This is a genomic window from Aggregatilinea sp. (assembly GCF_036822615.1).
Lineage (GTDB): Bacteria > Chloroflexota > Anaerolineae > Aggregatilineales > Aggregatilineaceae > Aggregatilinea.
Genome location: NZ_DAISHJ010000086.1, coordinates 1 through 22,814, shown reverse-complemented (window position 1 = coordinate 22,814; position 22,814 = coordinate 1). Strand labels below are relative to the sequence as shown.

21 protein-coding genes are annotated in these 22,814 nt (G+C 64.7%); 8 read left to right on the top strand and 13 right to left on the bottom strand.

All coding sequences use genetic code 11. The features are described 5' to 3' along the window. From V7116_RS18835 to V7116_RS18820, 4 genes are all read right to left on the bottom strand, one after another. The coding region (locus V7116_RS18835) for a hypothetical protein (protein WP_324393512.1) at positions 1 to 237 on the bottom strand (237 nt) is incomplete at its 3' end. 93 nt (positions 238 to 330) lie between these two features. Continuing rightward, on the bottom strand, positions 331 to 1,182 hold the full coding sequence (locus tag V7116_RS18830) for an IS1096 element passenger TnpR family protein (RefSeq protein ID WP_324393511.1): 852 nt from the start codon (positions 1,180 to 1,182) through the stop codon (positions 331 to 333). A gap of 226 nt (positions 1,183 to 1,408) precedes the next feature. Beyond that, positions 1,409 to 2,941, bottom strand: coding sequence for a hypothetical protein (locus tag V7116_RS18825; protein WP_324393510.1), 1,533 nt, complete (start codon positions 2,939 to 2,941; stop codon positions 1,409 to 1,411). After that, the gene (locus V7116_RS18820; protein WP_324393509.1) at positions 2,934 to 3,467 is read right to left on the bottom strand and encodes a GrpB family protein; all 534 of its coding nucleotides are present in this window, start codon (positions 3,465 to 3,467) and stop codon (positions 2,934 to 2,936) included. Before V7116_RS18820 ends, V7116_RS18825 begins: the two co-directional genes overlap by 8 nt. Before the next feature lie 205 nt (positions 3,468 to 3,672). Between V7116_RS18820 and V7116_RS18815 the strand changes: the two genes are divergently transcribed. The 5 genes from V7116_RS18815 to V7116_RS18795 all read left to right on the top strand — a co-directional run bounded on the left by V7116_RS18815 (position 3,673) and on the right by V7116_RS18795 (position 9,738). After that, on the top strand, positions 3,673 to 4,653 hold the full coding sequence (locus tag V7116_RS18815; RefSeq protein WP_324393508.1) for a tetratricopeptide repeat protein: 981 nt from the start codon (positions 3,673 to 3,675) through the stop codon (positions 4,651 to 4,653). A 7-nt stretch (positions 4,654 to 4,660) separates the two neighbouring features. Beyond that, positions 4,661 to 5,899 carry a M23 family metallopeptidase gene (locus tag V7116_RS18810; protein ID WP_324393507.1) on the top strand — a complete coding sequence of 413 codons (1,239 nt, stop codon included), beginning with the start codon at positions 4,661 to 4,663 and terminating at the stop codon, positions 5,897 to 5,899. 184 nt (positions 5,900 to 6,083) lie between these two features. Beyond that, positions 6,084 to 7,055 (top strand): acetylxylan esterase, encoded by a 972-nt coding sequence (locus V7116_RS18805; RefSeq protein ID WP_324393506.1) that lies wholly within the window; start codon positions 6,084 to 6,086, stop codon positions 7,053 to 7,055. Positions 7,056 to 7,217: 162 nt separating this feature from the next. Then, entirely contained in the window at positions 7,218 to 8,693 is a 1,476-nt protein-coding gene (locus V7116_RS18800) for an SDR family oxidoreductase (RefSeq protein ID WP_324393505.1), read from the top strand. A gap of 118 nt (positions 8,694 to 8,811) precedes the next feature. Continuing rightward, positions 8,812 to 9,738: a 4Fe-4S binding protein gene (locus V7116_RS18795; protein WP_324393504.1), complete on the top strand. Its 927-nt coding sequence runs from the start codon at positions 8,812 to 8,814 to the stop codon at positions 9,736 to 9,738. A 124-nt stretch (positions 9,739 to 9,862) separates the two neighbouring features. On the opposite strand, the gene V7116_RS18790 is transcribed toward V7116_RS18795, so the two are convergent. Further along, positions 9,863 to 10,291: an FKBP-type peptidyl-prolyl cis-trans isomerase gene (locus V7116_RS18790; RefSeq protein WP_349258547.1), complete on the bottom strand. Its 429-nt coding sequence runs from the start codon at positions 10,289 to 10,291 to the stop codon at positions 9,863 to 9,865. A 288-nt stretch (positions 10,292 to 10,579) separates the two neighbouring features. Here V7116_RS18790 and V7116_RS18785 point away from each other — a divergent pair, with 288 nt between their 5' ends. Next, the gene (locus tag V7116_RS18785; protein WP_324393502.1) at positions 10,580 to 11,317 is read left to right on the top strand and encodes a hypothetical protein; all 738 of its coding nucleotides are present in this window, start codon (positions 10,580 to 10,582) and stop codon (positions 11,315 to 11,317) included. A 170-nt stretch (positions 11,318 to 11,487) separates the two neighbouring features. Here V7116_RS18785 and V7116_RS18780 read toward each other — a convergent pair whose 3' ends face one another. The 7 genes from V7116_RS18780 to V7116_RS18750 all read right to left on the bottom strand — a co-directional run bounded on the left by V7116_RS18780 (position 11,488) and on the right by V7116_RS18750 (position 19,131). Then, the gene (locus tag V7116_RS18780; protein ID WP_324393501.1) at positions 11,488 to 12,000 is read right to left on the bottom strand and encodes a response regulator; all 513 of its coding nucleotides are present in this window, start codon (positions 11,998 to 12,000) and stop codon (positions 11,488 to 11,490) included. After that, the gene (locus V7116_RS18775) at positions 11,997 to 12,830 is read right to left on the bottom strand and encodes a response regulator (protein WP_324393500.1); all 834 of its coding nucleotides are present in this window, start codon (positions 12,828 to 12,830) and stop codon (positions 11,997 to 11,999) included. Before V7116_RS18775 ends, V7116_RS18780 begins: the two co-directional genes overlap by 4 nt. Positions 12,831 to 12,862: 32 nt before the next feature. Next, positions 12,863 to 14,389 (bottom strand): ATP-binding protein, encoded by a 1,527-nt coding sequence (locus V7116_RS18770; protein WP_324393499.1) that lies wholly within the window; start codon positions 14,387 to 14,389, stop codon positions 12,863 to 12,865. 229 nt (positions 14,390 to 14,618) lie between these two features. Beyond that, positions 14,619 to 15,935, bottom strand: coding sequence for a pyridoxal phosphate-dependent aminotransferase (locus tag V7116_RS18765; RefSeq protein ID WP_324393498.1), 1,317 nt, complete (start codon positions 15,933 to 15,935; stop codon positions 14,619 to 14,621). Between the two features lie 220 nt (positions 15,936 to 16,155). Next, entirely contained in the window at positions 16,156 to 16,569 is a 414-nt protein-coding gene (locus tag V7116_RS18760; protein ID WP_324393497.1) for a hypothetical protein, read from the bottom strand. A gap of 384 nt (positions 16,570 to 16,953) precedes the next feature. After that, positions 16,954 to 17,724 carry a phosphatase PAP2 family protein gene (locus V7116_RS18755; protein ID WP_324393496.1) on the bottom strand — a complete coding sequence of 257 codons (771 nt, stop codon included), beginning with the start codon at positions 17,722 to 17,724 and terminating at the stop codon, positions 16,954 to 16,956. Positions 17,725 to 17,751: 27 nt separating this feature from the next. Next, positions 17,752 to 19,131 (bottom strand): tetratricopeptide repeat protein, encoded by a 1,380-nt coding sequence (locus tag V7116_RS18750; RefSeq protein ID WP_324393495.1) that lies wholly within the window; start codon positions 19,129 to 19,131, stop codon positions 17,752 to 17,754. 457 nt (positions 19,132 to 19,588) lie between these two features. Here V7116_RS18750 and V7116_RS18745 point away from each other — a divergent pair, with 457 nt between their 5' ends. Both V7116_RS18745 and V7116_RS18740 read left to right on the top strand, forming a co-directional pair. Continuing rightward, positions 19,589 to 20,629 (top strand): hypothetical protein, encoded by a 1,041-nt coding sequence (locus V7116_RS18745; RefSeq protein WP_324393494.1) that lies wholly within the window; start codon positions 19,589 to 19,591, stop codon positions 20,627 to 20,629. A gap of 106 nt (positions 20,630 to 20,735) precedes the next feature. Continuing rightward, positions 20,736 to 21,632, top strand: a complete 897-nt coding sequence (locus tag V7116_RS18740) for an inositol monophosphatase family protein (RefSeq protein WP_324393493.1) — start codon at positions 20,736 to 20,738, stop codon at positions 21,630 to 21,632. A 133-nt stretch (positions 21,633 to 21,765) separates the two neighbouring features. Here the strand turns inward: V7116_RS18740 and V7116_RS18735 are convergent. After that, positions 21,766 to 22,814 (bottom strand): acyl-CoA dehydrogenase family protein (locus tag V7116_RS18735; RefSeq protein WP_324393492.1); only part of this gene is annotated, 1,049 nt, incomplete at its 5' end.

The following is a 22,814-nucleotide window of genomic DNA, read 5'->3' as shown; positions in this document are numbered from 1 at the left end:
CACGTCCGGCGCGGGGCGCGGATACCAGCGTGGCGGCAGCGCGGGCAGCAGCCCTTCGGCGCTGAATTCCGGCGCTTCCAGCCGGAACGACGCCGCGTCGAGCTGCGCCTGGTCCTGCTCGACGGGGATCGCCAGCAGCGTCTCCGTCAGGCGCAAAAATTCGTCGGCGCGGAAGCCTTCCAGCGCCGGGGTAAAGTCGGGTAACGCGGTGAGTCGTTCGGATGTTGTCTCGGCCATACCTGCGGATTGTAGTAACAGGTGCGCGCCCGCGCAACTGAGTCCCCGCCCGCCCGGCGCATGCTGTACGTCACTCAAAAAATAAGGAGCTGTCTATACCTTATCGTCGTCCTCGCTCTCTTCGCTCTCCTCTTCATCGCCAGTTGACCAGCCACCAACATCGATCATGCCATATCCGGAAAATTCAACATCTTCGATATAGTGCGAATCGCGGCCAGTGTATCCGCACACCCCCACACGCGGCGAGTTAACTACGGGCAGAAAGCCCTCTTCGTCATAGTCGCCAGCCTTTGCGCACTCGTCACACATCCAACTGGCTTCGTCCCATGCAGCCCAGGCATTAATCACCGTTGCAGGCCTCGCGCCGCACACCCCGCACATAATTTTCGGCGGATCGTTGCGTGCCATCACGTCAATATCCAATTTGCGCCGTGTCTTGCCCGCTCGCTCGCCGATCATGGTGAGCTTTAGCTCGGTCGTGGAGCCAAAATCGTACTCATACGTGACTTTTGTTCCCACCGGCAGCACCTCGCTCAGTGGCACCTGCATATCGGAAAGTTCGGGAAATTGCTCCATCCTGCTCATCGCTTGGGCCAGGAGAGGATCTGGCGTATCGAGATTGCGGAGGAAGTCTCGTATACGATCGATCTCAGCCTTCACCCCGGCGGTATATATATCATCTTCCGATAAGTTAGATTGGTACTCGGTATTCCCAATCTTGAACTGGCTCAAATGGCCGCAGCATTCGACCCAGGTATCCCGCAGAAAGTGATCCAGATCGACCAGCGTTGCGTCCGCCGGGATCTCGACGTGCATCCAGTATTCCGGCGCATGCGCCCCTTCGATTTTCAGGTGCAGTAACGTCGCCTTGCGCAGGCCGCGCCTGGACGCCTCCTCAGTCTGTGCGGCTTTGCGTGCGGGGCAGGCTTGCAGGTGACGTGTCATCGTGGAACAGTCGAACGATTTGCCACAGAAACGGCAGTTCCCTCTCGAAGCAGTTCTCGGCATGTAAACGTCTCCCTCTTGCCTGATCCTACTATCAGCGCCTGACGTACAACATGTATTTGAGCGAGAAAACTGGTCTTTTTGCTCCGGTTGATCCTCGCCTGTCTCCCCTCTCCAACTTGATTGGGAGGGGCCGGGGGTGAGGTTGCTTTGGTCCGCGCACTCCCTAACGCGGCGCGATCCGCCGGATCACGTTCTGCCGCCCGCGCAGCGGCTCGATCGGCAGATCGCGCACGCCGGTCCGGTCCCGCCGCCCGGCCAGGATCGTCTCCGGCTGCCCGAACGTCGCGGACACCACCGCCTCGCCTGTCTGCCCGTTGACCGCCGCCGGGCGGTGCTGGCCGCTGCTCAAATACAGCGTCACCATCCATACCGGCAGCAGCACCAGCCGGTAGCTCAACCCCTCGATCACCACCCGCGCGGTCTGCCACAGCGGCGTATCGGGCGGGTTGTAGTCGGTGCGATCCGTCTGCGCCTGGAGCCGCGCCGCATATTTCACGTACGCCCGCGCCGCGATCGACGCCTGGATCACGTCCACGCCGTAGATCTGCGCGGGCCACAGCGCCAGCGCGCGCGGATCGTAGCGCCGCAGGTCGCCCAGATCGAACGGCATCAGCTCGTCGAGCACGGCCTGATGCGGCTGCGTCGCGCCGCACACCAGCACGTCGTGCGCCGGATAAACCCCGCCCGCGATCCACTCGTCGGTGCGCATCTCGGCGGGCACGCTGACCGAGGCCAGTCCCTCGAAGCCCCAGAACGGCAGGTAAACGCCCTGAACCTCGCCGCGTACCACCTGCGCCCGCTGATCCGGCGAGAGCCGCGCGTGCACCGCGCGCGCCGCCTCCGCCCGGTCCACGCTGAACGGCAGCAGCGCGTCCGGCTCCTCGAACGACCCCACCGCGTCGCGCACCAAAACGTGCGCGCTGTCGCAAAAGCGGCACTGCGTCGAAAGCGTCGTGCCCGCCAGCGTCAGCTGCGCGCCGCAGTTCTGGCACACCAGCACCCGCGCGCCGATCTTCCACTCGCGCGAGAAGCCAAATCGCCGCTGGAGCAACGCATTGTCGAGCGGGTCATAGCCGCCGTGATAGACCCGCGCCAGCGGACCTCCCGGCGTATACCCGCAGTGCCCGCAGATCAGCGCGCCCGCCGCCACGTCATACGCCAGCGCCCCGCCGCAGATCGGGCACGCTTCCGTCTGCGATTCGGCGCTGACGGGTTCGTCCCCGTCCGTCTCCGGCAGCGGCCCCGCGTCCTGCGCCGGGATCACGCCTTCCAGCACGCCCTTATCGCGCCACGCGTATTCATGGTAGGCCTGCGTCTCCAATGCGCGATCGAGGTAGATCAACCGTTCGCCACGATCGGTCGTCGTCAGCGACATCAGGTACCACAGGTCCGCCTGATCCCCGAACTCACTCAGCGCCTGGCTCAACACGTATTCCGCCGAGCGTAGATCCCCCGTGCGGATGCTGTCCCAGGCGTTGTTTAACATGCGCCCCAGTTCGAAGGGCGCGTCGCGCAGCGATGTCGGCGGCTCGTAAGGGCGGCTCGCCTCGATCTGCGCGCGCTGCCGGACCGCCTGCGCCTGTGCGCCTGCATCCGTCCGCACCACGCCGCAGAACTGGCACCACAACCCCTGCCCGCCGGGGTTCGGCAGCAGGCGTGCGCCGCACGAGGGACACATCGGGGCAGGTTCACTCACGGCGATCCTCGTTTTCTGCGCGCACCAGCACGCCCGTTACAAATTCCGTCTTTCCATCCACGTACGCCTCGCGCTGGTCGCGGAACTGCGCCGCCAGCGCATCCTTCAGCGCAGCATAGTCGCGCGCCGTCTCCGGCTCGGCCCGCAAAATGTCGCGGAAGCGCACGTGCCGCACGTGCTCCGATCCGCCCAACACCACCATGTGCAGATGGTGGCTGCGCGGCGTGCCTTTGCGGAAAAACAGCCGCTCGTCGTCATCGTCGTGCGGGCGGTAAACGTAGCCCAGCGGTGCCAGCCGCGCCGCGTACTCGTCCGCCCGGTCAAGCCGGTCCACCGCCACCAGGATATCGATCACCGGCTTGGCGCGCAGCCCCGGCACCGACGTACTGCCGATGTGCTCGATCGCCCGCGCCCACTCACCCAGCGCCGCCGCGATCTGCGCCCGCTCCTGCTCGAACGCCAGCGGCCACGCCGGATCGTAATTCACCACGATGATCGGTTCCTCCGCGCCGCTCTGTTGAATCATCAAATTTCCCCCTGTGCGCGATACATTCCACCTTAGTGTACTCTGACTCGCCGCCCCGCGTTATCCCGGTTGTTGGGGGGCAGCGCCGCGTCCTGCCGGGTATACTGGGAACCGGATTGGTCCGCGCCCCGCAAGCCGCTGATTCCGCCGCTGGAACGTGCTATACTCTGCGCGGAGCGCCCATCGCCTGATTTTTGAGGATACTATGAGCTTTCAAAACCTGGAGCCGGGCCGCATCGTTCGTGCGGTCGTCGTGATTTTTGCGCTTGGCATCGTCTTTTCGTTCCTCACGTCCTGCCTGTCCGTAATGTTCTGGCCCCAAAACATGATCGACCGGCTGACCAACACGCTCGACAGCGTAACCGATCCGGACGTGCCGCAAACGCAGCTTCAGGACGATCTCACCAGCATTTTTGATGAATACGGTTCGGAGCTATCCGCGTCCTACGCGCTGCAATGGAGCATCGCCTCCATCGTGACCTTCGTCATCGCGCGGCGTACGGCGGCGCGGGCCGCCACGTCGCAGGCGCAGGCGGGCGGATACGGGCTGGCGATCGGCCTGGGCGCGGCCTTCACCTACGGCGTGCTGTGCGTGATGTTCACCATCACGATGTTGTGGCTGCGAATGCTGTTTTTCCTGGCCCTGATCCTGGCCGGGATGTTCGGCGGGCAGGCCGCCGTGCCGCTGCTCGGCAAGACCCCGCGCGAAGACAAGCCGCGATTCGAGCCTGCCGGACGGGGTATGCTCAACCGTCCCACCGCCGCGCCGCAAACCCCGCTCCAGTCCGGTCCGCGCCCCGAGATTTATTACAACATGGGCGTTACCGCCGCGATGGGAGGCCGCCGCGAAGAAGCGCGCCAGCACTTCACCCGCGTCGTGCAGATGCAGCCGCGCAACGTCGCCGCGTGGCTCCAACTGGCGAATCTGGCCGACACGCCCGAACAGGCCTGGAACTACGTCCAGCAGGCGCGCGCCATCGAGCCGGACAATGCGCAAGTCAAGGAAGCGGTGAGCATCATCTGGCCGCGCGTGCAGAGCAGCGCCACGGGCGCGCCCGCCGTCCAGCCGCCCTACCCTGGCGGCGCAAACGACGATCCCGGCATCCCGCAGATCCAGATGCCGCGCATCACCCCACCGGAGCCGCCCGCGGCCCCGCCCGCGGACGACGACCAGCGCCCCGAGTAGCCCGGCCATGCCGCGACCTTTCCGCGCCGTCCTGCTGTTCGCCCTGCTTCTGGCGATGCTGCCGGGCGGCGCGGCGCGTTCCTACGCCGCCGAACACGACACGGTGCTGATCACGCCGGAGATGCAGGGCCATCTCGCGCTGCCCAACACCGGCCTCGCGCTCGAATTCGGCTACGGCGCGGTCAGCAGCCCCACCCAGGTGACTGTCACCAACGCTGACGGCGCGTTTGACGTCACCGCCACGACCACTCAGGGCGCGCGCGTGCAGCGCTTCGAACTGCCGCTCCTGCTGCTGATCCCCGGCGAGGGCGACACACGCACCGCGATCCTCGGCTGGCCGCAAAGCGTTTCTCTCACGGACGAGCCGGACTCCGTGCGCTGGATCGTCGCCTTCGACGCGCACGGCCTCTACGCGCAGCCGGAGGGCAGCACCTCGCCGGACGCCGTGCTGTACCTCGGCCCGCTGGAACATTACACGCCCAACCTGATCGAGCACGATCCCGCGCTGGATGCCCTGCCCTATACCGCGCTGCCCAGCGGCGCGTCGAGCAGCCACTACCGCGACCGCTTCCTGCCCGAAGTGCGCAGCAATCCCGGCGCGTATCGCGTGCTCGGCTGGACCGGCGCTGACGACCTGCCAGACCTGATCCGTGCGCTGCGCGCCACCATCCCCGACGATCCCGATCTCCCCGTGCCCGGCACGGCGGACGCCCCGCTGCCGCTGATCCTGCCCTTCGACTGCGGCGCGGATTGGGTCGTGTCCTGGGGCTATCACGGGTCCTCGCCGCAGAACCGTTTCGCGGTCGATTTCGCCGCCGAGCTGGCACAGGGCACGGCGGGCCAGCCCGTCTACGCCGCCCACGCGGGCACGGTCTACCTCAAGCGCTACGGGGAGGACGAGCCGCTGATCGATCTCGGCTTCGCGGCGCGGATCGTCGCGGCAGACGGCGTGACCAGCACCGTGTACGGCCATCTCGATCCGGCGAGTACGCTGGCGCGCTGGTCCCTGGACATGGACGATCTGCCGTCGTTCGAGTGGGTCGAAGCCGGGACCGCCGCGCAGGGCGAACGGATCGGCGTGGCGGGCCGCGCAGGCTACGCGACCGGCGCGCACATCCATTTCGCGCTGTGGATGTGGGATCAAAGCCTGTACCAGCCGGTCCCGCTGGGACCGCTGGGCGATTTCCCGCGCGGGCTGCGCATTCCCGCCGCCGCGCGCCGGGCCTGCGACATCTACGCGCCCTGATCCCTTGCTCGCCGGGCGCGCTCGAAGTACAACTAACTGAAGAACTGAGTGACATGGCAAACATGCGGAGCCGGGGTGAAGTTTCTCCGCCGATCCGCGTCACGCCGCCGTTGTCTAAAATGCGCCATCCGCGCTCGTTTTTTTGTGTCTTTTGTGCCTGTTCATCACCTTATAAGGAACCATTATGGCGACCCTGTACGATCTTCCTCTCGACGAGCTGCAAGTCTACACGCCGCAGCGCGAAGAACCCGCCGATTTCGACCTGTTCTGGCAGACCACGCTGGCCGACGCCCGTGACTACCCGCTCAATGCGCGCTTCGAGCCGGTGGAAGTGGGCCTGCGCACCGTGGACGCCTTCGACGTGACATACGCGGGCTATGGCGGGCAGCCGATCAAGGGCTGGCTGCTGCTGCCCCATCACCGGACCGAGCCGCTGCCGTGCGTGGTCGAGTTCATCGGCTACGGCGGCGGGCGTGGGTTTGCGATCGACTGGCTGCTGTGGAGCAGCGCGGGCTACGCGCACTTCATCATGGACACGCGCGGCCAGGGCAGCGCGTGGCGGCCCGGCGACACGCCCGACATCCCCGACGGCGCGAACCCATCCTATCCCGGCTTCATGACGCAGGGTGTGCTCGATCCCAAGACCTACTACTACCGCCGCGTCTTCACCGACGCCGTGCGTGCGGTCGAAGCGGCCCGCTCTCACCCCGCTGTGGACGCGTCGCGCGTGGCGGCGAAGGGCGGCAGCCAGGGCGGCGGCATCACACTCGCCGTCAGCGGCCTCGTGCCCGATCTGGGCGCGGCCATGCCGGACGTGCCGTTCCTGTGCCACTTCCGCCGCGCCACGACCCTCATCGACCGTATGCCCTACGCGGAAATCTCGACCTACTGCAAGGTCCACCGCGACAAGATCGGCACGGTCTTCAACACGCTCTCGTATTTCGACGGCATGAACTTCGCCGCGCGCGCGCAGGCTCCGGCGCTGTTCTCGGTCGGCCTGATGGACGAAACCTGCCCGCCCTCGACCGTGTACGCCGCCTACAACCACTACGCCGGAAAGAAAGATATCCGCATCTGGCCGTTCAACAACCACGAAGGCGGCGAGACATATCAGGCGATGGAACAGATCGCCTTCATCCGCAGCCTCTGGGGCTAAACCGGATCCCGGCTCGCCGCACGACATTTGTAGGGGCGTATTGCGATACGCCCCTGTTGGTTTCCCTCCCCTTACCCCTATCTGCCCACCCGTCCGGCACGGATCTCTGGCTCCGAGGGCAGCGCTGCCCCTATAATCCCCTCAAAGGAGCCGGACGATCTCATGACATCACACACCCTGCCCGACAACCCGCTTATTCTCGTCACCGGAGCCACCGGCTACATCGGCGGACGCCTCATCCCGCAGCTTCTGAGCGCGGGCTGCCGCGTGCGGGCGCTGGTCCGCGACCCGGCCCGGCTTCAGGGTCGTCCCTGGGTGGATCAGGTTGACGTGGTTGCCGCCAACGTCCTGACAGCCGATACGCTGCCCCCGGCGATGGAAGGCGTCGATGCGGCGTACTACCTGATCCACAGCATGAGCGGCAGCACGAACTTTCAGCAGCGCGATATGGTGGCTGCGCGCAACTTCGGTGAGGCCGCCCGCGCAGCGAACGTGAAACGCATCATTTACCTCGGCGGCCTGGGCGATCCCGACAGCGACCTGTCCGAGCATCTGCGCTCGCGCCAGAAAACAGGCGAAGCGCTGCGTGAATCCGGCGTCCCCGTGACCGAGTTCCGGGCGGGCGTCATCGTGGGATCGGGCAGCATCTCGTTTGAGATGATCCGCTACCTCACCGAACGGATCCCGATCATGATCTGTCCGACCTGGGTCTACACGCGCATCCAGCCGATCGGCATCGTGGACACGCTCAACTATCTGGTCGCCGCGCTGACCACGCCCGAAAGTGCGGGCCAGATCGTCGAGATCGGCGGCCAGGATGTCATCACCTACCGCGAGATGATGTTAGGCTACGCCCGCGCGCGCGGATTGCGCCGGTTCCTGATCCCGGTGCCGATCCTGACGCCGCGCCTGTCGTCCTACTGGGTGCACTGGATCACCCCGATTCCGAGCGACATCGCGCGCCCCTTGATCGAAGGGCTGCGCAACGAGGTGATCGTCCGCGACCCCCGCGCAACGGCGTTGTTCCCGTCGATCCATCCGCTGGATTACGCGACGATCGTACGCGACGCCCTGCAGCATCTGGACGCCAGCGAAGTCGAAACGAGCTGGAGCGATGCGTTGGTCAGCAGCGCCCGCGACCGGGAGCCAACCGTCCTGACGACGCACGAAGGCATGCTGCTGGAACAGCGGCAGCGTGTGGTGCACGCCTCGCCGGAAACGACGCTGCGCGCCGTGTCCGGGCTGGGCGGCGGGCGTGGATGGCCCGCGCTCAGTTGGGCGTGGTGGCTGCGCGGCGTGCTGGACCGGATGGTCGGCGGGGTGGGCTTCCGTCGCGGTCGCCGCCACGCGGACGACCTGCGCGTGGGCGATGCGCTCGACTTCTGGCGCGTCGAGGCCATCGAGCCGCACCTGCTGCGCCTGCGCGCCGAGATGAAAGTTCCCGGTCGGGCGTGGCTTCAATTCAAGGTCGAGCCGCTAGAGGGTGGAAACACGAACCTGATCCAGACCGCGTTTTTCGCGCCCAAAGGGCTGTTCGGCTTCCTCTACTGGTACGCACTCTATCCCATTCACGGCCTCGTGTTCTCGCGCCTGATCCGCGAGCTGGCGGGCTGGGCGGAACGTTTGGCCCAACGCTGACCGCGCAGTGCGTGACGGTTGGCGCGCCAACGCCTAACACTTCTCACCTGTTCCGCAGCGTCCCCGCGCGTATACTGAAACCACGATCTCACTTTCACCCCCGCCGGAGGATGCCATCGTGCGCAAGATCGTTCTGTTCCTCACCGCTTCACTCGCCGGATTGTGGCTCGTCGGTGAGCGCGGCGCGCTGCTGCGTCCCTCGACGCGGCGCTGGATACGCGAGGCGGGCGGCTGGCGCGCGCTGCTCAGCCCGACGTGGTGGCACGGTTATATTTACGCGCGCTGGACCAACCAATACCTGCTTTGGGCGGTGAAATTCGTGCTGCCGCATACCCACACCACGCCCGACAAGCCGCTCTGGGCCGAAACCTACCACGCCAAGATCCTCACCACCGAGGCGGCCAAGGCGCTGGTCAGCATCAACCAGGACATCCCGCACTGCGATCTCGAACAGCTCATTCCCTTCAACGCCGCCCGCGAGATCGTGCTCAGCGGCCCGCCGGACATCGCCGTCTATGAATGTCCCTGCCGCCACACGCGCGACAATCCCTGCCAGCCGACGCAGGTATGCATGGTCATGGGCCAGCCGTTCGTGGACTTTATTCTGGAGCATAACCCCGACAGCAGCCGTCGCATCTCGCAAACCGAAGCGCTCGACCTGCTGCAAGCCGAGCACGATCGCGGCCACATGCACGCGGCCTATTTCAAAGACGCGACGCTGAACCGCTTCTATACGATCTGCAACTGCTGTAAATGCTGCTGCGCGGGCATCGAGGCGATGGTCAAACATGGTGTGCCGATGGTGATCTCGTCCGGCTACGTCGCCCAGGTGGACGAGATGGCGTGCACGGCCTGCGGCATGTGCGAGGACGTCTGCCCGTTCGAAGCCATCGAGGTCAGCGACGTCTCGACCGTCGCGTGGGAAAAGTGCATGGGCTGCGGCGTCTGCGCGAGCCAGTGCGCGTCGGACGCGATCGAACTCGTGCTCGACGCGCGCAAGGGCCAGCCGCTCGACGTGCATACCCTCGTCGCCGCCCCCGCCTGATCGCGCCGCGCCTGCCATATACGCAAAACGGGCGGGGTTGCTCCCGCCCGTTTTTTGTTTCCGTCCCTGTTTCCCGCCAACCGCTAATGGCTAACGGCTAATCGCTAACCGCTGCTTTTCGTCCCTAAACAATCTCGACCAGCTGCACGTCGAAGATCAGGTTCTTGCCCGCCAGCGGATGGTTCGCATCCAGCGTCACCTGCGCGTCGCCCACCTCGCTGACCGTGACCAGCATGGTTTGGCCGTCCGGCTGGCGCAGTTGCAAGCGCTGCCCGACACTCGGCTCGATGTTGTCCGGGAACTGGCTGCGATCGACCGACAGCAGCATATCGTCGCGGTACGGGCCGTAAGCGCGCTCGGCGTCGATCTCGATGGTCTTCGACTCACCGGGATTCATGCCCATCACGCCTTCCTCGAAGCCGGGGATCACCTGTCCCTCGCCCAGCGTGAACTCCAGCGGCTCGCGCTGAAGCGACGAATCGAAGACGGTCCCATCTTCCAAACGCCCGGTATAGTGTACGCGCACGGTATCGTTCGATTTAGCTTCTGCCATGACATCCTCCATCTGTCGTTGTTCTCAGCTTGATCGGGCAGGTGGCGCAAAAAGAAAACGTCCGGTGAAAACCTTCCACCAGACGATGCCGATCACCTGGCGTTGCCCGGCTCAAAAAGCCGCGCGCTGCAACACCCCCGATATACACCATCTACTATCGCATATTTTCGCATTCGCTCCCAACTCTCGCTCTGGCGCCTCAGAGGGTGGGCGCAGCGCGGCGAATTGGCTACACTCACCGCACAGAGGATGGAGCGTAATGGATGCGTTTGCCCTCAGGAGATTGCGATGACGAAGAAACACCGTATTTTTTGGCTTTCCGTCGTGCTCGCGGCGCTGATCCTGGCGCTGGCCGCGTGTGGCGGCGATGACGAGGATCGGGAGCCAACCGCCGCGCCGACCGCCAGCGCCCCCGCCGCCGGGGATGCAACCGAGGCGGCATCCGGCGCGTTGAACCTCGAAGCCGGTCCCTCCCTCAATTTGGGCGGTGACGATCTGAACGCGGCCACCAACAACGGCACCCAACTGCCAGGATGCAGCGACCCCAACAGCACCGACTGCCCCGCGCCGATCCAGATGCAGATGGACGGCAGCATCTCGGACGGTGGGATCACCATCAACTATCCCGCGCGCTACTTCAATGCCCTGACCGCGAGCGAGAATCCGCAGGGCGTGCCGGTCCAGATCGAGCCGAACGACACCTACGCCTTCGAGAACAAGGCCGTGTTCCAGGTCTACTTTGCCGAGTCGACCGAACAGGCGACGTCCGAACTCACCGACCCCGCGAGCGCCCCCTGGACCGCACAGGGCCTGGGCGACGGCGTGATCGCGGTCGAGCGGAACGAGGAGCAGGACCCGCCCGTATCGACCATCATCGGCGCGTTCACCGTGGATGACGGGCGCACCGTAGTGCTCAAGCTGACGGTAGACGGGCAGTACGGCTGGGATCTGTTCTCGCGCGTGTACGAAGCCATGCTCAACACGCTCATGGTCACCCCCGTCGAGGCCACGCTCCCCGCGAGCTAATCTCGTCCCCGGGCACATCCGGCGGAACAAAAACGGGCGGATCGACTGATCCGCCCGTTTTTTGTCCTCTCGTTCATCCCTCGTTCGAAACCCCGTTGGTCATTGCCCGTCTCGCCGGTCTATACATCAAGTTGGAGAGGGGCCGGGAGTGAGGTCGCAGGGATGCGCCGTCAAGCCGGTGCCCCCGGCTGGTGATACGGGCGCGGCCCGTACTGGTCGATGATGATCTTCTCGTGCGTGTCGCCGCCGCCGGGCGGGGTCGTCTTCAGGCGCTTGTACAGTTCCATGAAACCGTGCGGCTTCACCAGAAACACGTCGCAGCCGGTTTTGAACGCTTCGTCCATCAACGAGCGCTCGTCGTGCATGGTCGCCATGATGATCATCGCGTGCGGAAACCGCGTGCGCATCTGAGCCAGCAGTTCCACGCCGCTCATATCGGGCAGGCGGTGATCGATCACGATCAGCGCCAGATTGTCCATCGCTTTCGACAGGTCGAGCGCTTCCTGGCCGCTGGACGCGCCTTTGACGTTCAGCTTGGTCTGCTGGAGCAGGCGCACGCAAAAGTCGCAGTTGGCAGGCTCATCGTCTACCACCAGCGCAGACAGGGTTACAACAGCTTGATCAATTTGCGGGGGTTGCGATGTAGGCGTCGATGCTGGGCGAATGGGATCGCCGTCGCTCATAACGTCGCTCCTGGGGGCGGCGTTTTCTCCGGGCCAGACAGCACCGCTTCCATAGCGGCGTCAGGCGCGGGCGCGCCGCCGTCAGATGTCACAGGTACAGGTACAGCCGCTTCCGGCTTGGGAGCAACCTCCCTAACCGGAACAGGGGGGATCGGCACAGCAGGCGCTTCCGCAGCCTGAGGCGCAGCAGCCGCAGCAGCAGGCGCGGCGGGCATGTCGGCAGCTGGGGATGAAGCTGCCGCCGGGGCATCAGCAGGTGCAGGTGCAGCCGCGACGGGCGCGGTGGGCGCTTCCGCCGCCGGGGACGAAACCGCCGCCGGAGCAGCAGGCACAGGCGCAGTCGCGTCGGTGGAGGGTACTTCCTCGGGCGCGTCCGCAGGAGCCTCTGGCGGCGCGGCGAACATCTCGCGCGTGCTCATGACGGCCACCCCGTCAGGAGCCACCACGGGCAGTTCCCGCGTGGAGTCGCCAAGCTCGGCGTAATGATCGAGCAGCGCGATCAGGTCCGCGATGACCAGCGGCTTCGGCAGATACTGGTCACAGCCCGCGGCCAGGATACGCTCGCGGTCCCCCATCATGGCATAGGCCGTCACGGCCACGACCGGGCGCATATCGCCGCGATCGCGCAGCGTCTTCACCACGTCCAGGCCGGTCATCGTCCCGGCCAGCTCGATGTCAAGCAGGACCAGATCGACGTCTTTGTTTTCAGCGAGCACGTCGAGCGCGCCCTCGCCGTCTTCGCGGAAGGTAACGGTGTGCTTGCGGCCCCGCATGACGCGGCCCACAAGCGCCTGATTCATTTCATTATCTTCAACGTAAAGTACGTGCATTTTGACAGCTCTTACTACTTGGTGCGGCACGCCTAGCGCGCGGCGTCCATGGCGGCAGGAACAGTTTCTTCGGTCGGTTCAACGAAAACAGCCTCGTCCGGCGCGTACACCGGCAGCGCGATGTAGAACGTGCTGCCTTTGCCCAGGCGGCTCTCGAACCAGATGCGCCCGTTCATCAGGCGCAGCAATTGCTGCGAGATCGCCAGCCCCAGGCCCGCGCCCTGGCGGCCCTTCTTCCGTCCGGCAGTACCCTGGCGGAACTCCTCGAAGATCGTTGACCGGTCCGCGTCCGCGATGCCGATGCCCGTATCCTCCACGGCGAAAACGACTTCCTGCCCTTCCCGCCTGATCCGCAGAGTAATATACCCCTTATCGGTAAACTTGGCCGCATTTGAGTACAGATTCAGCAGCACCTGCCGCACGCGTAAGGGGTCGGCCAGCACCATCGGCATGGGATCCGGGAAATCGCGCGAGAGCTTGATCGCCTTGCCCTTGTCGCCCACCAGCCCGACCGCCGTCGCCAGCACGGCCTTGACCACCGGCCCCAGTTCGACCGGCTGAATGTCCAGGTCGAGCTTACCGGCGTCCACTTTGGACAGGTCGAGGATGTCGTTGATGATGGTCAACAGGTGTTTACCACTGCTCAGCACCTGCGTCATGTCTTCGCGGTATTGGCCCGGCAGTTCGGTGCCGTCGTACATATCCGGGAAGTCGAGCATCGTCTGGCTGAAGCCGATGATCGCATTCAGCGGCGTGCGCAGCTCGTGGCTCATGTTCGCCAGGAACTGCCCGCGGAAGTTTTTCGCGTCTTCTGCCGTCTGGCGAGCCTGTTCGAGTTCCTGGTTGATCTCCTGAAGCTGTTCGGTCAGCGCGCGCTGGCGCAGCAGGCTCTTTTCGAGCGCTTCTCGGCTTTCGAACAGCGCCATCGTCATGTGGCGTTCTTTGCGGTAGTTCTCCAGCGCCCACTCAGCCACCGCGTACAGCTCGCCGCTGACCTGCGCCGACAGGCCCGTCGCCATTGCCGTCAGCAGCAGCGCGAAGCCCGTCGAGGCGCTCAGCCGGAAGTCGCCGGTCGAGATGACCGGCGCGAACACGGTAGTGAGCGTGATCATGACGAACATCAGCAGCGTGCTGCGCACCGGCAGCAGCAGGCCGACGATAAACACCAGCAGCGGGAACACAAACGCGGCGTAGTGATAGCCGAACGTGTTATCGCCGCCCAGCACCAATCCGACCGCCGTGGTCACGCCCACCGCATACGTCCACACTGCCATCATGTAGGCGTCGCGGCGCAGCAGGAACCCGGTCAGCGAACAGCCTATCGCCACGGCGACCATCGGGCCGACGACCGTGAGGATCCACTCCGCGTCCCCGGCGGTCAGCACGACCATCGACCAGCCCAGGATCAGCGTAGCGACGAGCGTCACCTTCCAAACGATGGCAAGGCGCTCGGTGCGTACGTCCGTGGCGAAGTTGATGCTCTCAGAAGTCGGGGGGGGCGCAGTCGTAGAGGAAATGTAGCTTTCGTCGCTGGTAAAAGGAGCCTGAGATAGTGTCATGGCATCGCTCAAGTCTTCTTCTAAACTGCAATTTATTCTTTATTCAGTATACGCTATACCGCAGCGTTATTTTACGCTCATAAGCGCTCAAACGGCGGAATTCAGGTTAAATTCATAACTATAACTTGAGTTCGCCCAAAGGCAATGGTACTTAACAGCCTCTTTAGCACCCAAAAAGAATCCCCCGGTGGGCGAATCCACGCCGGGGAATAATTTGTGCGGTTCAGAATTAGCCCTGGGCGGGCAGCGCTTCCAGCCCTGCATGGAAGCGATCCAGCGCGCCCTGCGTGACTTCCGGCGGCAGCGCGTAGGAGAAGCGGATCCACTCGTTGCCCTCGTCGCTGAAGGCCGAGCCCGGCACGACCGCGACGCCGAAATTCCCGGCCAGGTGTTCCAGCAAATCGAAGCTGTCGGCCATACCGGCCTTGCGCATCGCGTCGCCCACGTACACGAAGGCATAGTAGCCGGCGTCGCCCATGATGTACTTGTAGCCGTGGTCGTCCAGGAACTTCCGCACGACGTGGCGGCTGGCGTTGGTCGGCCCGATGATCGGCGCGGCGGCGTCGCGGTAGCCCTGCTCGTACGCGGCCATCGCCACGGCCTGCGCGTAGAACGGCGGGATCACCCCGTGCGACGCGCGGCTGTTGATGTAGCTGATCACCTTCTTGCCCGCCAGCAGGTGCGCGTTGCGGATGTTCGAGCCGCCCAGCGACTTGGTCAGCCCGTCCATGACCATGATCCGGTCGCGTTCTTCCGGCGTAAACGCGCCCAGCACTTCGTTCAGGTCCACCATCTCGCCTTCGGTCACGGCGCGGTAGATCCAGTCGTACAGCACGAACGGAATACCGACTTCGAGCGCCTTCTTGCCGAGCTTGATCTGCTCCTGCGCGGCCAGCGTATGCCCGGTCGGGTTGTCCGGCGACGTGATGACGATGCCCGCGATCTGGCGGCCACCGCTGCTCTTGCAGAACGCGACCGACTCGGCAATCGAGTCTTCCGTGTAGCGCCACGCCGATTCTTCGTCGCCGGGGGCCAGCAGCACGTTCGCGCCGATGGCGTACGGACCCCAGTTGTAGCTGATCCACGGCACGCGCGACACGACCACCACGTCACCGATGCGCCCGGTGCCCAGGTTGATCATGGCGTCGTACGCTTTTTGCAGCGCGTCGCGCCCGCCGACCGTCGCCAGGACGTTCGCCGGCCCCCAGCCCAACGCCGGGTCGAGCTGCCAGTACGAATCGAGCACGCAGCGGCGGAAGTCGTCCGTGCCATACGGCGAATCGTAGCCGGTGCCGTGCGCCTTTTGAAGCTCGTTAGCGCGGTCAAGCAGGGCTGCGGGCACGCCCGGCAGTGAAGCGCCGCCGTCACCCTGCGACGCGTCGAACACGACCGCATCCGCCCCATACTTGTCCTTGTACGCTTTCAGCGACTTCTTGATCAGGAACATCCGCGAGGGTGGGATCTCGTACAGCGATCCGGGAAAGGGATTGACCGGAATCAGGTTCTCGTCGGGCACTGCAAAGCGTGGAACGTCAAAAGCGGCCATAAGTATTCCTCAGGGGGCTAAGATGCGAGCGACAATCTGATAGACGCGGCAGGGCGGCGAATCGGGCTGCAAGTGGGTAGGTCGAAGAGATGCCGCCCGGTCGTGCAGTCAGTGGAGGGTGATAATAGCGCGGAAAGGGTAAAACGGAAATTGGACACAGGGACCAAATGCCCGCGCAAAAACGAAAAACGCGGGCAAATTTGCGCAAACGAGTTGTGCCTCATGCACGATGCTGCCGTGCCGCCGTCCCCTGATCGCCCAACAGATCGGCCAGCGACACCGTTTCGCCGTCCGCGCGCAGGTCGGCCAGCAGCTCGCGTTTGAGCGCCTCGCGCTCGTCGTCGTTGAGGAGCTGCACCAGCATCAGGGCGCGCACGTCCGCATCCTGGCCCGGCTCGCGTTTGGCCTTGCCGCCCGCTTTCATCGCCTGCCGCTCGCGGAACATGTCGCTGTCGTAGCCCCACACCACCAGCGTCGCCAGCAGCGCAGCCAGCGCCGCGATCACCACCACGCCTAGCATGTAGACGTTGAACTCCCCGGTCATCCCGGCCCCAAAGCCGGAAATGCCCACCGCCCCGGCGAACGATCCCCAGATTACGGTGATGGCCTGTACGCGCTTGTCCCAGTTATCCATATCGCTGCTCCTCGTTCCCTGCGCCGCCGTTTTGTTGCGCTTTCACACGCCGTCGCACCGGATCTCGCTCGTCTTTGACGTGCTCCCGCAGGAGCACGATGGGTACATCACCTAAAAAACCGGGTAGAGCAAGCTCTACCCCTACATCGATCAACTCTGGCACGCCGTATCGAGCGCCTCACATCTCCGAGAATTGCAGATCGCGCCATCAGCTTAATGCGCCTGGGATAAAACCCGCCCCCGCCACTCGCCGCTTACGCTGCCTGTCTCCCCTCCCCAACTTGATTGGAGAGGGGCCGGGGGTGAGGTCGCCGTTGCCTTTTGCCTTTGCTTCTCGGCTAACCGCTGCTTTTCCGGGGCCGAGGGTGAGGTGAGTTTTTGCTCCTACTCCGGCGCGACCGGCGACATCGTGCGCCGCGCGCGCAGCCGCCGCATCATCGGGCCGTAGCGAACCTCGATCGGGGCGTTTTCGTCGCCCAGGCGCGCAGTCGCCCGCGCGCCCAGCGCCGTGCCCGCATAGTACGCACCCACCGCGACCGCGTAGCCCGCGATCAGGTCCGGCGAGTGGTGCTGCCGGGTGAGCAGCGCGGAAACGGTAACCAGAGTGCCCATAATCGTCCACGTGATAAACGAACGCGGATTAGGCCGGAAGCGGATCATGAAACACATGATGATGATGGCATAAAACACGTGCTGGCTTGGCGCGGCGTTGTGCGTGCTGAACTCGTTGTCCGCTTCGTACAGGTGCCGCAGAAGCTGCGAGAAGATGTCGTTACCCACCACGTCCGTCGCGTGCGGCTTGGTAACGTACGTCGGCACGGTCATGTACAGCACGTAGCTAAAGCCCGCCGCGACGAACATCGCCAGAATGAACTGGCGGTAGAGCTTGATCGGCATGCGATAGGCGGCCCACAGCGGCACGAGCGCGGTGCACACGAATCCGATCGCGTACGGGATCAGCCAGATGCCCTGTGGCGTCAGATGGTTATCGATCGCCGGGATCTTCAGTTCCCACCCATCGGTGGGCGCGCGCAGGATGCTGTTCAACCCGTTGGTGACAAAGAACAATCCCTCGACGGCCAGGAGCACCAGGAACAGCGCCAGTCGATTCTCGAGCAGCCGGTCAAATAGCGGCTTGGAAACCGGTTGGTTCACTCTAACCCTCCCTATACGGAAAAACGTTTACGACGCCCGCGCCGCCAGGAGATCGTGCAGCGCTGCCAGGGCATCGTCGGGGCAAACCGTCAGGTAAGCGCTGGCCTCGCTGGCTGTTGACCACGCCGCGTCCAGATCGACGGCGCGCGCCATATCGGCCAGGGCCTCGTCCCGCTTGCCGCGCCGGAAATTCGCCAGCGCGCGCAGCGCGTAGCCCCCGTGAAAATCAGGTCGCAGGCCGATCACCGTCGAGGCGTCCAGCACCGCGTGGGCGTAATCCCCCGCGCAGAACCGGATCTCGCTGCGGCCCGCGTAGGCCAGGGCGTGCTCAGGATTGAGCGCGATCACCCGGTCGTAGTCGGCCAGCGCTTCCTCGATATGGCCTGCGTTGGCGTAGGCGTTGGCCCGGTTACCGTAGGCGCTGGCATAATTCGGGTCCAGCTCTACCGCCCGGTTATAGTCCGCCATCGCCGCGTCCAGATCGTCCATCGCGGCATAACTCAGTCCCCGGTTGTTGTAAAACGCCGGGACGCGGTCGCTGATCTTCAGCGCGCGCGTATAGTGTTCCGCCGCCAGCCGGTAGCGCTTCAACGTCATCAACACGCCCGCGCGGTTATACAGCGCATTGGCGTAGTCGGGGTTGAGCATCAGCGCCTCGTCGAAGTCGGCCAACGCCAGGGCATACTGCTTCAGCCCACTATAAGTAACACCGCGATTGTTATAAAGCAGCGGGATGTCCGGTCCCAACTGCTGCGCCCGATCGAAATCGGACAGCGCGTCCAGGTAGCGATCCTGCAAGTACGCCACCATGCCCCGGTGAATGTACCCTTCCGGCTGGTCGGGCGCGAGCCGGATCGACTCCGTATACGCGCCCCGCGCCGCCCCCAGATCCCCCGCGTTGAACGCAGCGTTGCCGCGTTTCCATGCGGCGGCGGCAGCCACCGGATCGGGATCGACCGGTGCGACCTCCGGCTCCGGCGCTGCGGCGGGATTGGCCGCGGCGGTCACCGGCAGCACGGCCAGCAGTTTCGCCAGCGCCGTCCGGTAGTCCTGCCCGGCGACCATCACCCAGTTCGGGCCGTGCAGCCGCAGCGGGATCGCTTCGGTCGGCATCTGCTCCAGAATCACCGGGATGACCATCTTACCGGTGCTCAGCGCATAGTTCCACTCGGCGTGCACGTTGTCCGACGCGACCGATGCCTTCGACACCAGCACCAGCACGTGGCTCACGGCGTTCAGGCCGCGCTGGATTTCGTCGTCCCAGATCGCCCCCGGCGGAATGTCGTACCGGTCCAGCCACGGGCGAACCCCCGCTGCCGACAGGTCATTGTAGAGCCGCAGTGCGAATGTTTCGTCCTTGCGCGAGTAGCTGATAAACGTCGTGGCGGTGCTGTGCAAATCGGGCATTGTTCCGCCTCAGGTGTCTGCGCCGTTCCGGGTAACACCCATAGTGTATACGATAAAGAACCCAAAAAGTTGTGAATGGTCGTAAAAAATAAGTTGCGCCCACAGGCCCGGCACGGGAAGAATCCGCCCCGGCACGCGTGCGAATTTACAAAGCAAACCGTCGCTTCTCGCCCTGGCCGCGGGTCTCCACGCCCGGTTTTGTTGAAATCGGGCGCGCCAGCGCGGATCGCCTCCACATGCTCGATCCGTCATTAGCCCCTCAGCGCCCATTCTTGGTATCTTATACGTGGTGTGCGAACGTCGCCCACCTTTACCGCGCTGCCGCCAGGAACTTGCGGGCTGTTGGTCGCCGTGGCGCAGTGCGGTACAGTCGCTTGGAACACTACGCGAATTCGTGCGCGCCATGGAGCGTGCCGCGCGTGACACCGAATTGGTGGTTGACAAAGGAAGCAAATCAATGCACAGGACTCTGATTCGCCTCAGTCTGGTGCTGGCGACCGGCGTGCTGGCCCTTGCGGGAACGCCCGCCCGTGCTCAACAGGATACCCCGGCCCCGGCCTTGCTGGCGGCAGTGAACATCATCGTGCCCGAGCTGTACCGGACCGCCGCCGGAGATGGCGAGCCGACGCGCGTCCCGGCCCCGACCGTGCTGGCCGAAGGCGATCGCCTCATCACGGATACGTCCGGCGTGGCGCTGATCACCTGGATCAATAATGGGTCCGAGACGGTGGTGGGGGAAGATACCACCGTCACCGTCACCCGGCTGGAGGGCATCGACAACACCAACGCGGCCATCGCCCTCGATCTCGCCGCCGGGCACCTGATCGCCGGGATGCCGGGATCGAACGGCAGCGTTGCGTGGGAGCTGACCACGCCCACCCTGACCGTTACACTGTTTGACGGTCGCTTTGATATAACCGTAGAGAGAGACGGCTCGACTCTGATCATCGTCACGGCGGGTCAGGTGCAGGTGCGCGGGACGGGCGGTGACGAATTCACGCTGGCCGCGAACGAATTCCTGACCGCCGGGCCGGATGGTGGCATCGACGCGCCCCGGGACATCAGCGACGACGGCATATCTGTGTCGTTGGAAGGCGTGTGCACCGCCACCGCCGCGACCAACGTCAACGTGCGCGCCGCCCCCAGCGAAGAAAGCCGCCGCCTGGGCGGGATCAAGGCGGGCGAAGTGCTGTGGGTGCGCTCGGCCACCGAGGGCAGCCTCTGGCTGAACATCTATTACACGCCGGGCGAAACCGGCATCCGGTCGGCCTTCGGCTGGATCTACGGCCCGGCGGCGCTGCTGGACGAAGACGACTGCGACAGCATTTTGCGCGCTCCGCTGGACGCGGTGCTGTTTGACGGGCCGGGGATCATCCAGGCGCAGAACAGCGAGTCGGGCGGAGAGACAGACGGAGAAGCGACCAGCCCGTTGGCGACGGCGGAAGCATCCGACGCGTCGACCATCGTGGAGCCTGCTGCGACAGCCCCCGTCGGGTAACGTCCCGGTAGTCGGGTATTCGCTCCTGTGACGGGCCGGTCTCTACCGGCCCGTTTTGGGTTCCGCACAAATCACGCGGCTTAATCGGATGGATGTGAGGAGTACGATGGCAATTACGTTGAACATAGACGAGATCAAGGATTGGATTCGGGACGCGAGCGTCATTTCCAAGCGCTACTTCGGCAACGTGTACGCCGAGTGGAAGGCCACCGCCGATCCCGTTACCGTCGCGGACCGCGAAACCGAGCAGTTCATCAAGGGCAAGATCCGCGCTCGTTACCCCGATCACGGCATTATTGGCGAGGAATACGGCGGCAGCGAGGTCGATCGGGAGTACGTCTGGACGATCGATCCCATCGACGGCACGCGCGCCTACGTTGAGGGCCTGCCCACCTGGAGCATCACCATCGCCCTGCTGCACCAGAGTAACCCGATCTTCGGGCTGGTCTACATCCCCCTGATCGACGACTGGACCTATACCCAGGGTGACCGGGTGATGCACAACGATACCGACATCACCAACCGCCTGATGAAGCGCTGGCAGCTCGATTCCTACGTACTGGCCCGCTCCGACGCGCATGCATGGTGGGACATTCGCTTCACGCGCGTGATGGCCTTCGGCAGCACCGCCGCGCATCTGGCCTACACCGCCAAAGGCGCGGCCCTGGCGACCGTCATGCACGAGGCGTACGTCTGGGACGTAGCGGCAGGTGCGGCGATCCTCGGCAAGCAGGGCGGCAGCCTCTACTACAAGGACGGCACGCCCGTCGATTTCACCGCGCTCGACCTGACCGAGCGCATTCACGGCCTGTACTTCGGCGCGCATCCCGACGTGGCCCGCCGCCTGGGACCGCTGATGACCCTGCGCGATAAGCCGATCGTGCATCCGGTGTGGGACGCGTCGTCGTCGGACCTGCCCGAGTTCCCCTCGCGCGGGAACGGCAGCAAAGACACGGCAGACGCGCCCGAAAACGCCGGATCCCAGCCCGCCGATCAGGCGTAACCACTCCCACCATACTCCGCCAAACCCGGCCTACCTCCCCTCTCCAACTTGATTGGAGAGGGGCCGGGGGTGAGGTCCGCTTTTTGCCCTTGCCTTTAAACTAACGACTAAAAACTACCAACTATCGACTGCCTTACCGCAGTTCCTTGCTGCTGTACCCCAGAATCCGCCGCGCGACGATCAGCGTGTTGATCTGCCCCGTGCCCTCGTAGATGTCGTTGATCTTCGCGTCGCGCATCCACTTTTCGACCAGCCATTCGCGGCTGTAGCCCATCGGCCCCAGGATCTCGACCGCCTTCTGCGTGATCCACGTCACGGCCTTGCCCGCCTTCGTCTTCGCCATCGACGCTTCCAGGCTGTTGCGCTCGCCGTGATCGAGCAAACTGGCCGCGCGCAGCGTCAGCAGCCACGCGGCCTTGAGCTGCATTTCCATTTCCAGCACGTCCGCCTGGATCGCGCTCAGTTCGTGGTAGGGCGTGTTGTACGGAATCTCGATCCCCGCCTCGCCAAGTTTTTCCTTGACGAATTCCAGCGCGGCGCGCCCCACCCCGATCGCGCTCGCGGCGATCAGCGGGCGGCTGGCGTCGAAGGTCGCCATCGCGCCCTTGAAGCCCTGCGTGCTGCGCTTGTCGGGCCGCACGACCTCCGCCGACCCCAGAATATTGTCGTACGGGATGCGCGCGTCCTTCAGCACGATGCTGGCCGTGTCGCTGGCCCGGATGCCGTGCTTGATCTCGACCTTCTCCACCGTGACGCCCGGTGTGCCTGCCTCCACCACGAACGGCTTCATGCCCGCGCGCCCGGCGGAGCGGTCCACCGTGGCCCACACCACCACGATCCCGTTCGATTCGTCCAGCGCCAGCTTGCCGTTGGTGCAGAAGATCTTCTCGCCGTTCAGCACCCACTCGTTCGTGTCGGGATCGAGCGTGGCCGTCGTGCGGATCGCGGACGTGTCCGATCCCGCGCCCGGTTCGGTCATCGCCATCGCGCCCCACACCGGATCGTCCCCTTCGGCAAAGCGCCGCAGGAAGCGCTCTTTTTGCTCCGGCGTGCCCACCGCCTCGATCGCCGCACCCGCCAGCAGCGACATCGGCAGGCACAAATACTGGCCCACGTCGCCCCAGCTCAGCGTTTCGACCGTGAGCATCATACGCAGGTTGTTGATTCCCGGCCCGCTGCGCT

Excerpts from the sequence above, each read along its gene's own strand:
- V7116_RS18830 (WP_324393511.1), bottom strand. The coding sequence starts at position 1,182 with ATGACACGTCACCTGCAAGCCTGCCCCGCACGCAAAGCCGCACAGACT.
- V7116_RS18820 (WP_324393509.1), bottom strand. The coding sequence starts at position 3,467 with ATGATTCAACAGAGCGGCGCGGAGGAACCGATCATCGTGGTGAATTAC.
- V7116_RS18815 (WP_324393508.1), top strand. The coding sequence starts at position 3,673 with ATGAGCTTTCAAAACCTGGAGCCGGGCCGCATCGTTCGTGCGGTCGTC.
- V7116_RS18810 (WP_324393507.1), top strand. The coding sequence starts at position 4,661 with ATGCCGCGACCTTTCCGCGCCGTCCTGCTGTTCGCCCTGCTTCTGGCG.
- V7116_RS18805 (WP_324393506.1), top strand. The coding sequence starts at position 6,084 with ATGGCGACCCTGTACGATCTTCCTCTCGACGAGCTGCAAGTCTACACG.
- V7116_RS18800 (WP_324393505.1), top strand. The coding sequence starts at position 7,218 with ATGACATCACACACCCTGCCCGACAACCCGCTTATTCTCGTCACCGGA.
- V7116_RS18790 (WP_349258547.1), bottom strand. The coding sequence starts at position 10,291 with ATGGCAGAAGCTAAATCGAACGATACCGTGCGCGTACACTATACCGGG.
- V7116_RS18785 (WP_324393502.1), top strand. The coding sequence starts at position 10,580 with ATGACGAAGAAACACCGTATTTTTTGGCTTTCCGTCGTGCTCGCGGCG.
- V7116_RS18780 (WP_324393501.1), bottom strand. The coding sequence starts at position 12,000 with ATGAGCGACGGCGATCCCATTCGCCCAGCATCGACGCCTACATCGCAA.
- V7116_RS18775 (WP_324393500.1), bottom strand. The coding sequence starts at position 12,830 with ATGCACGTACTTTACGTTGAAGATAATGAAATGAATCAGGCGCTTGTG.
- V7116_RS18770 (WP_324393499.1), bottom strand. The coding sequence starts at position 14,389 with ATGACACTATCTCAGGCTCCTTTTACCAGCGACGAAAGCTACATTTCC.
- V7116_RS18765 (WP_324393498.1), bottom strand. The coding sequence starts at position 15,935 with ATGGCCGCTTTTGACGTTCCACGCTTTGCAGTGCCCGACGAGAACCTG.
- V7116_RS18760 (WP_324393497.1), bottom strand. The coding sequence starts at position 16,569 with ATGGATAACTGGGACAAGCGCGTACAGGCCATCACCGTAATCTGGGGA.
- V7116_RS18750 (WP_324393495.1), bottom strand. The coding sequence starts at position 19,131 with ATGCCCGATTTGCACAGCACCGCCACGACGTTTATCAGCTACTCGCGC.
- V7116_RS18745 (WP_324393494.1), top strand. The coding sequence starts at position 19,589 with ATGCACAGGACTCTGATTCGCCTCAGTCTGGTGCTGGCGACCGGCGTG.
- V7116_RS18740 (WP_324393493.1), top strand. The coding sequence starts at position 20,736 with ATGGCAATTACGTTGAACATAGACGAGATCAAGGATTGGATTCGGGAC.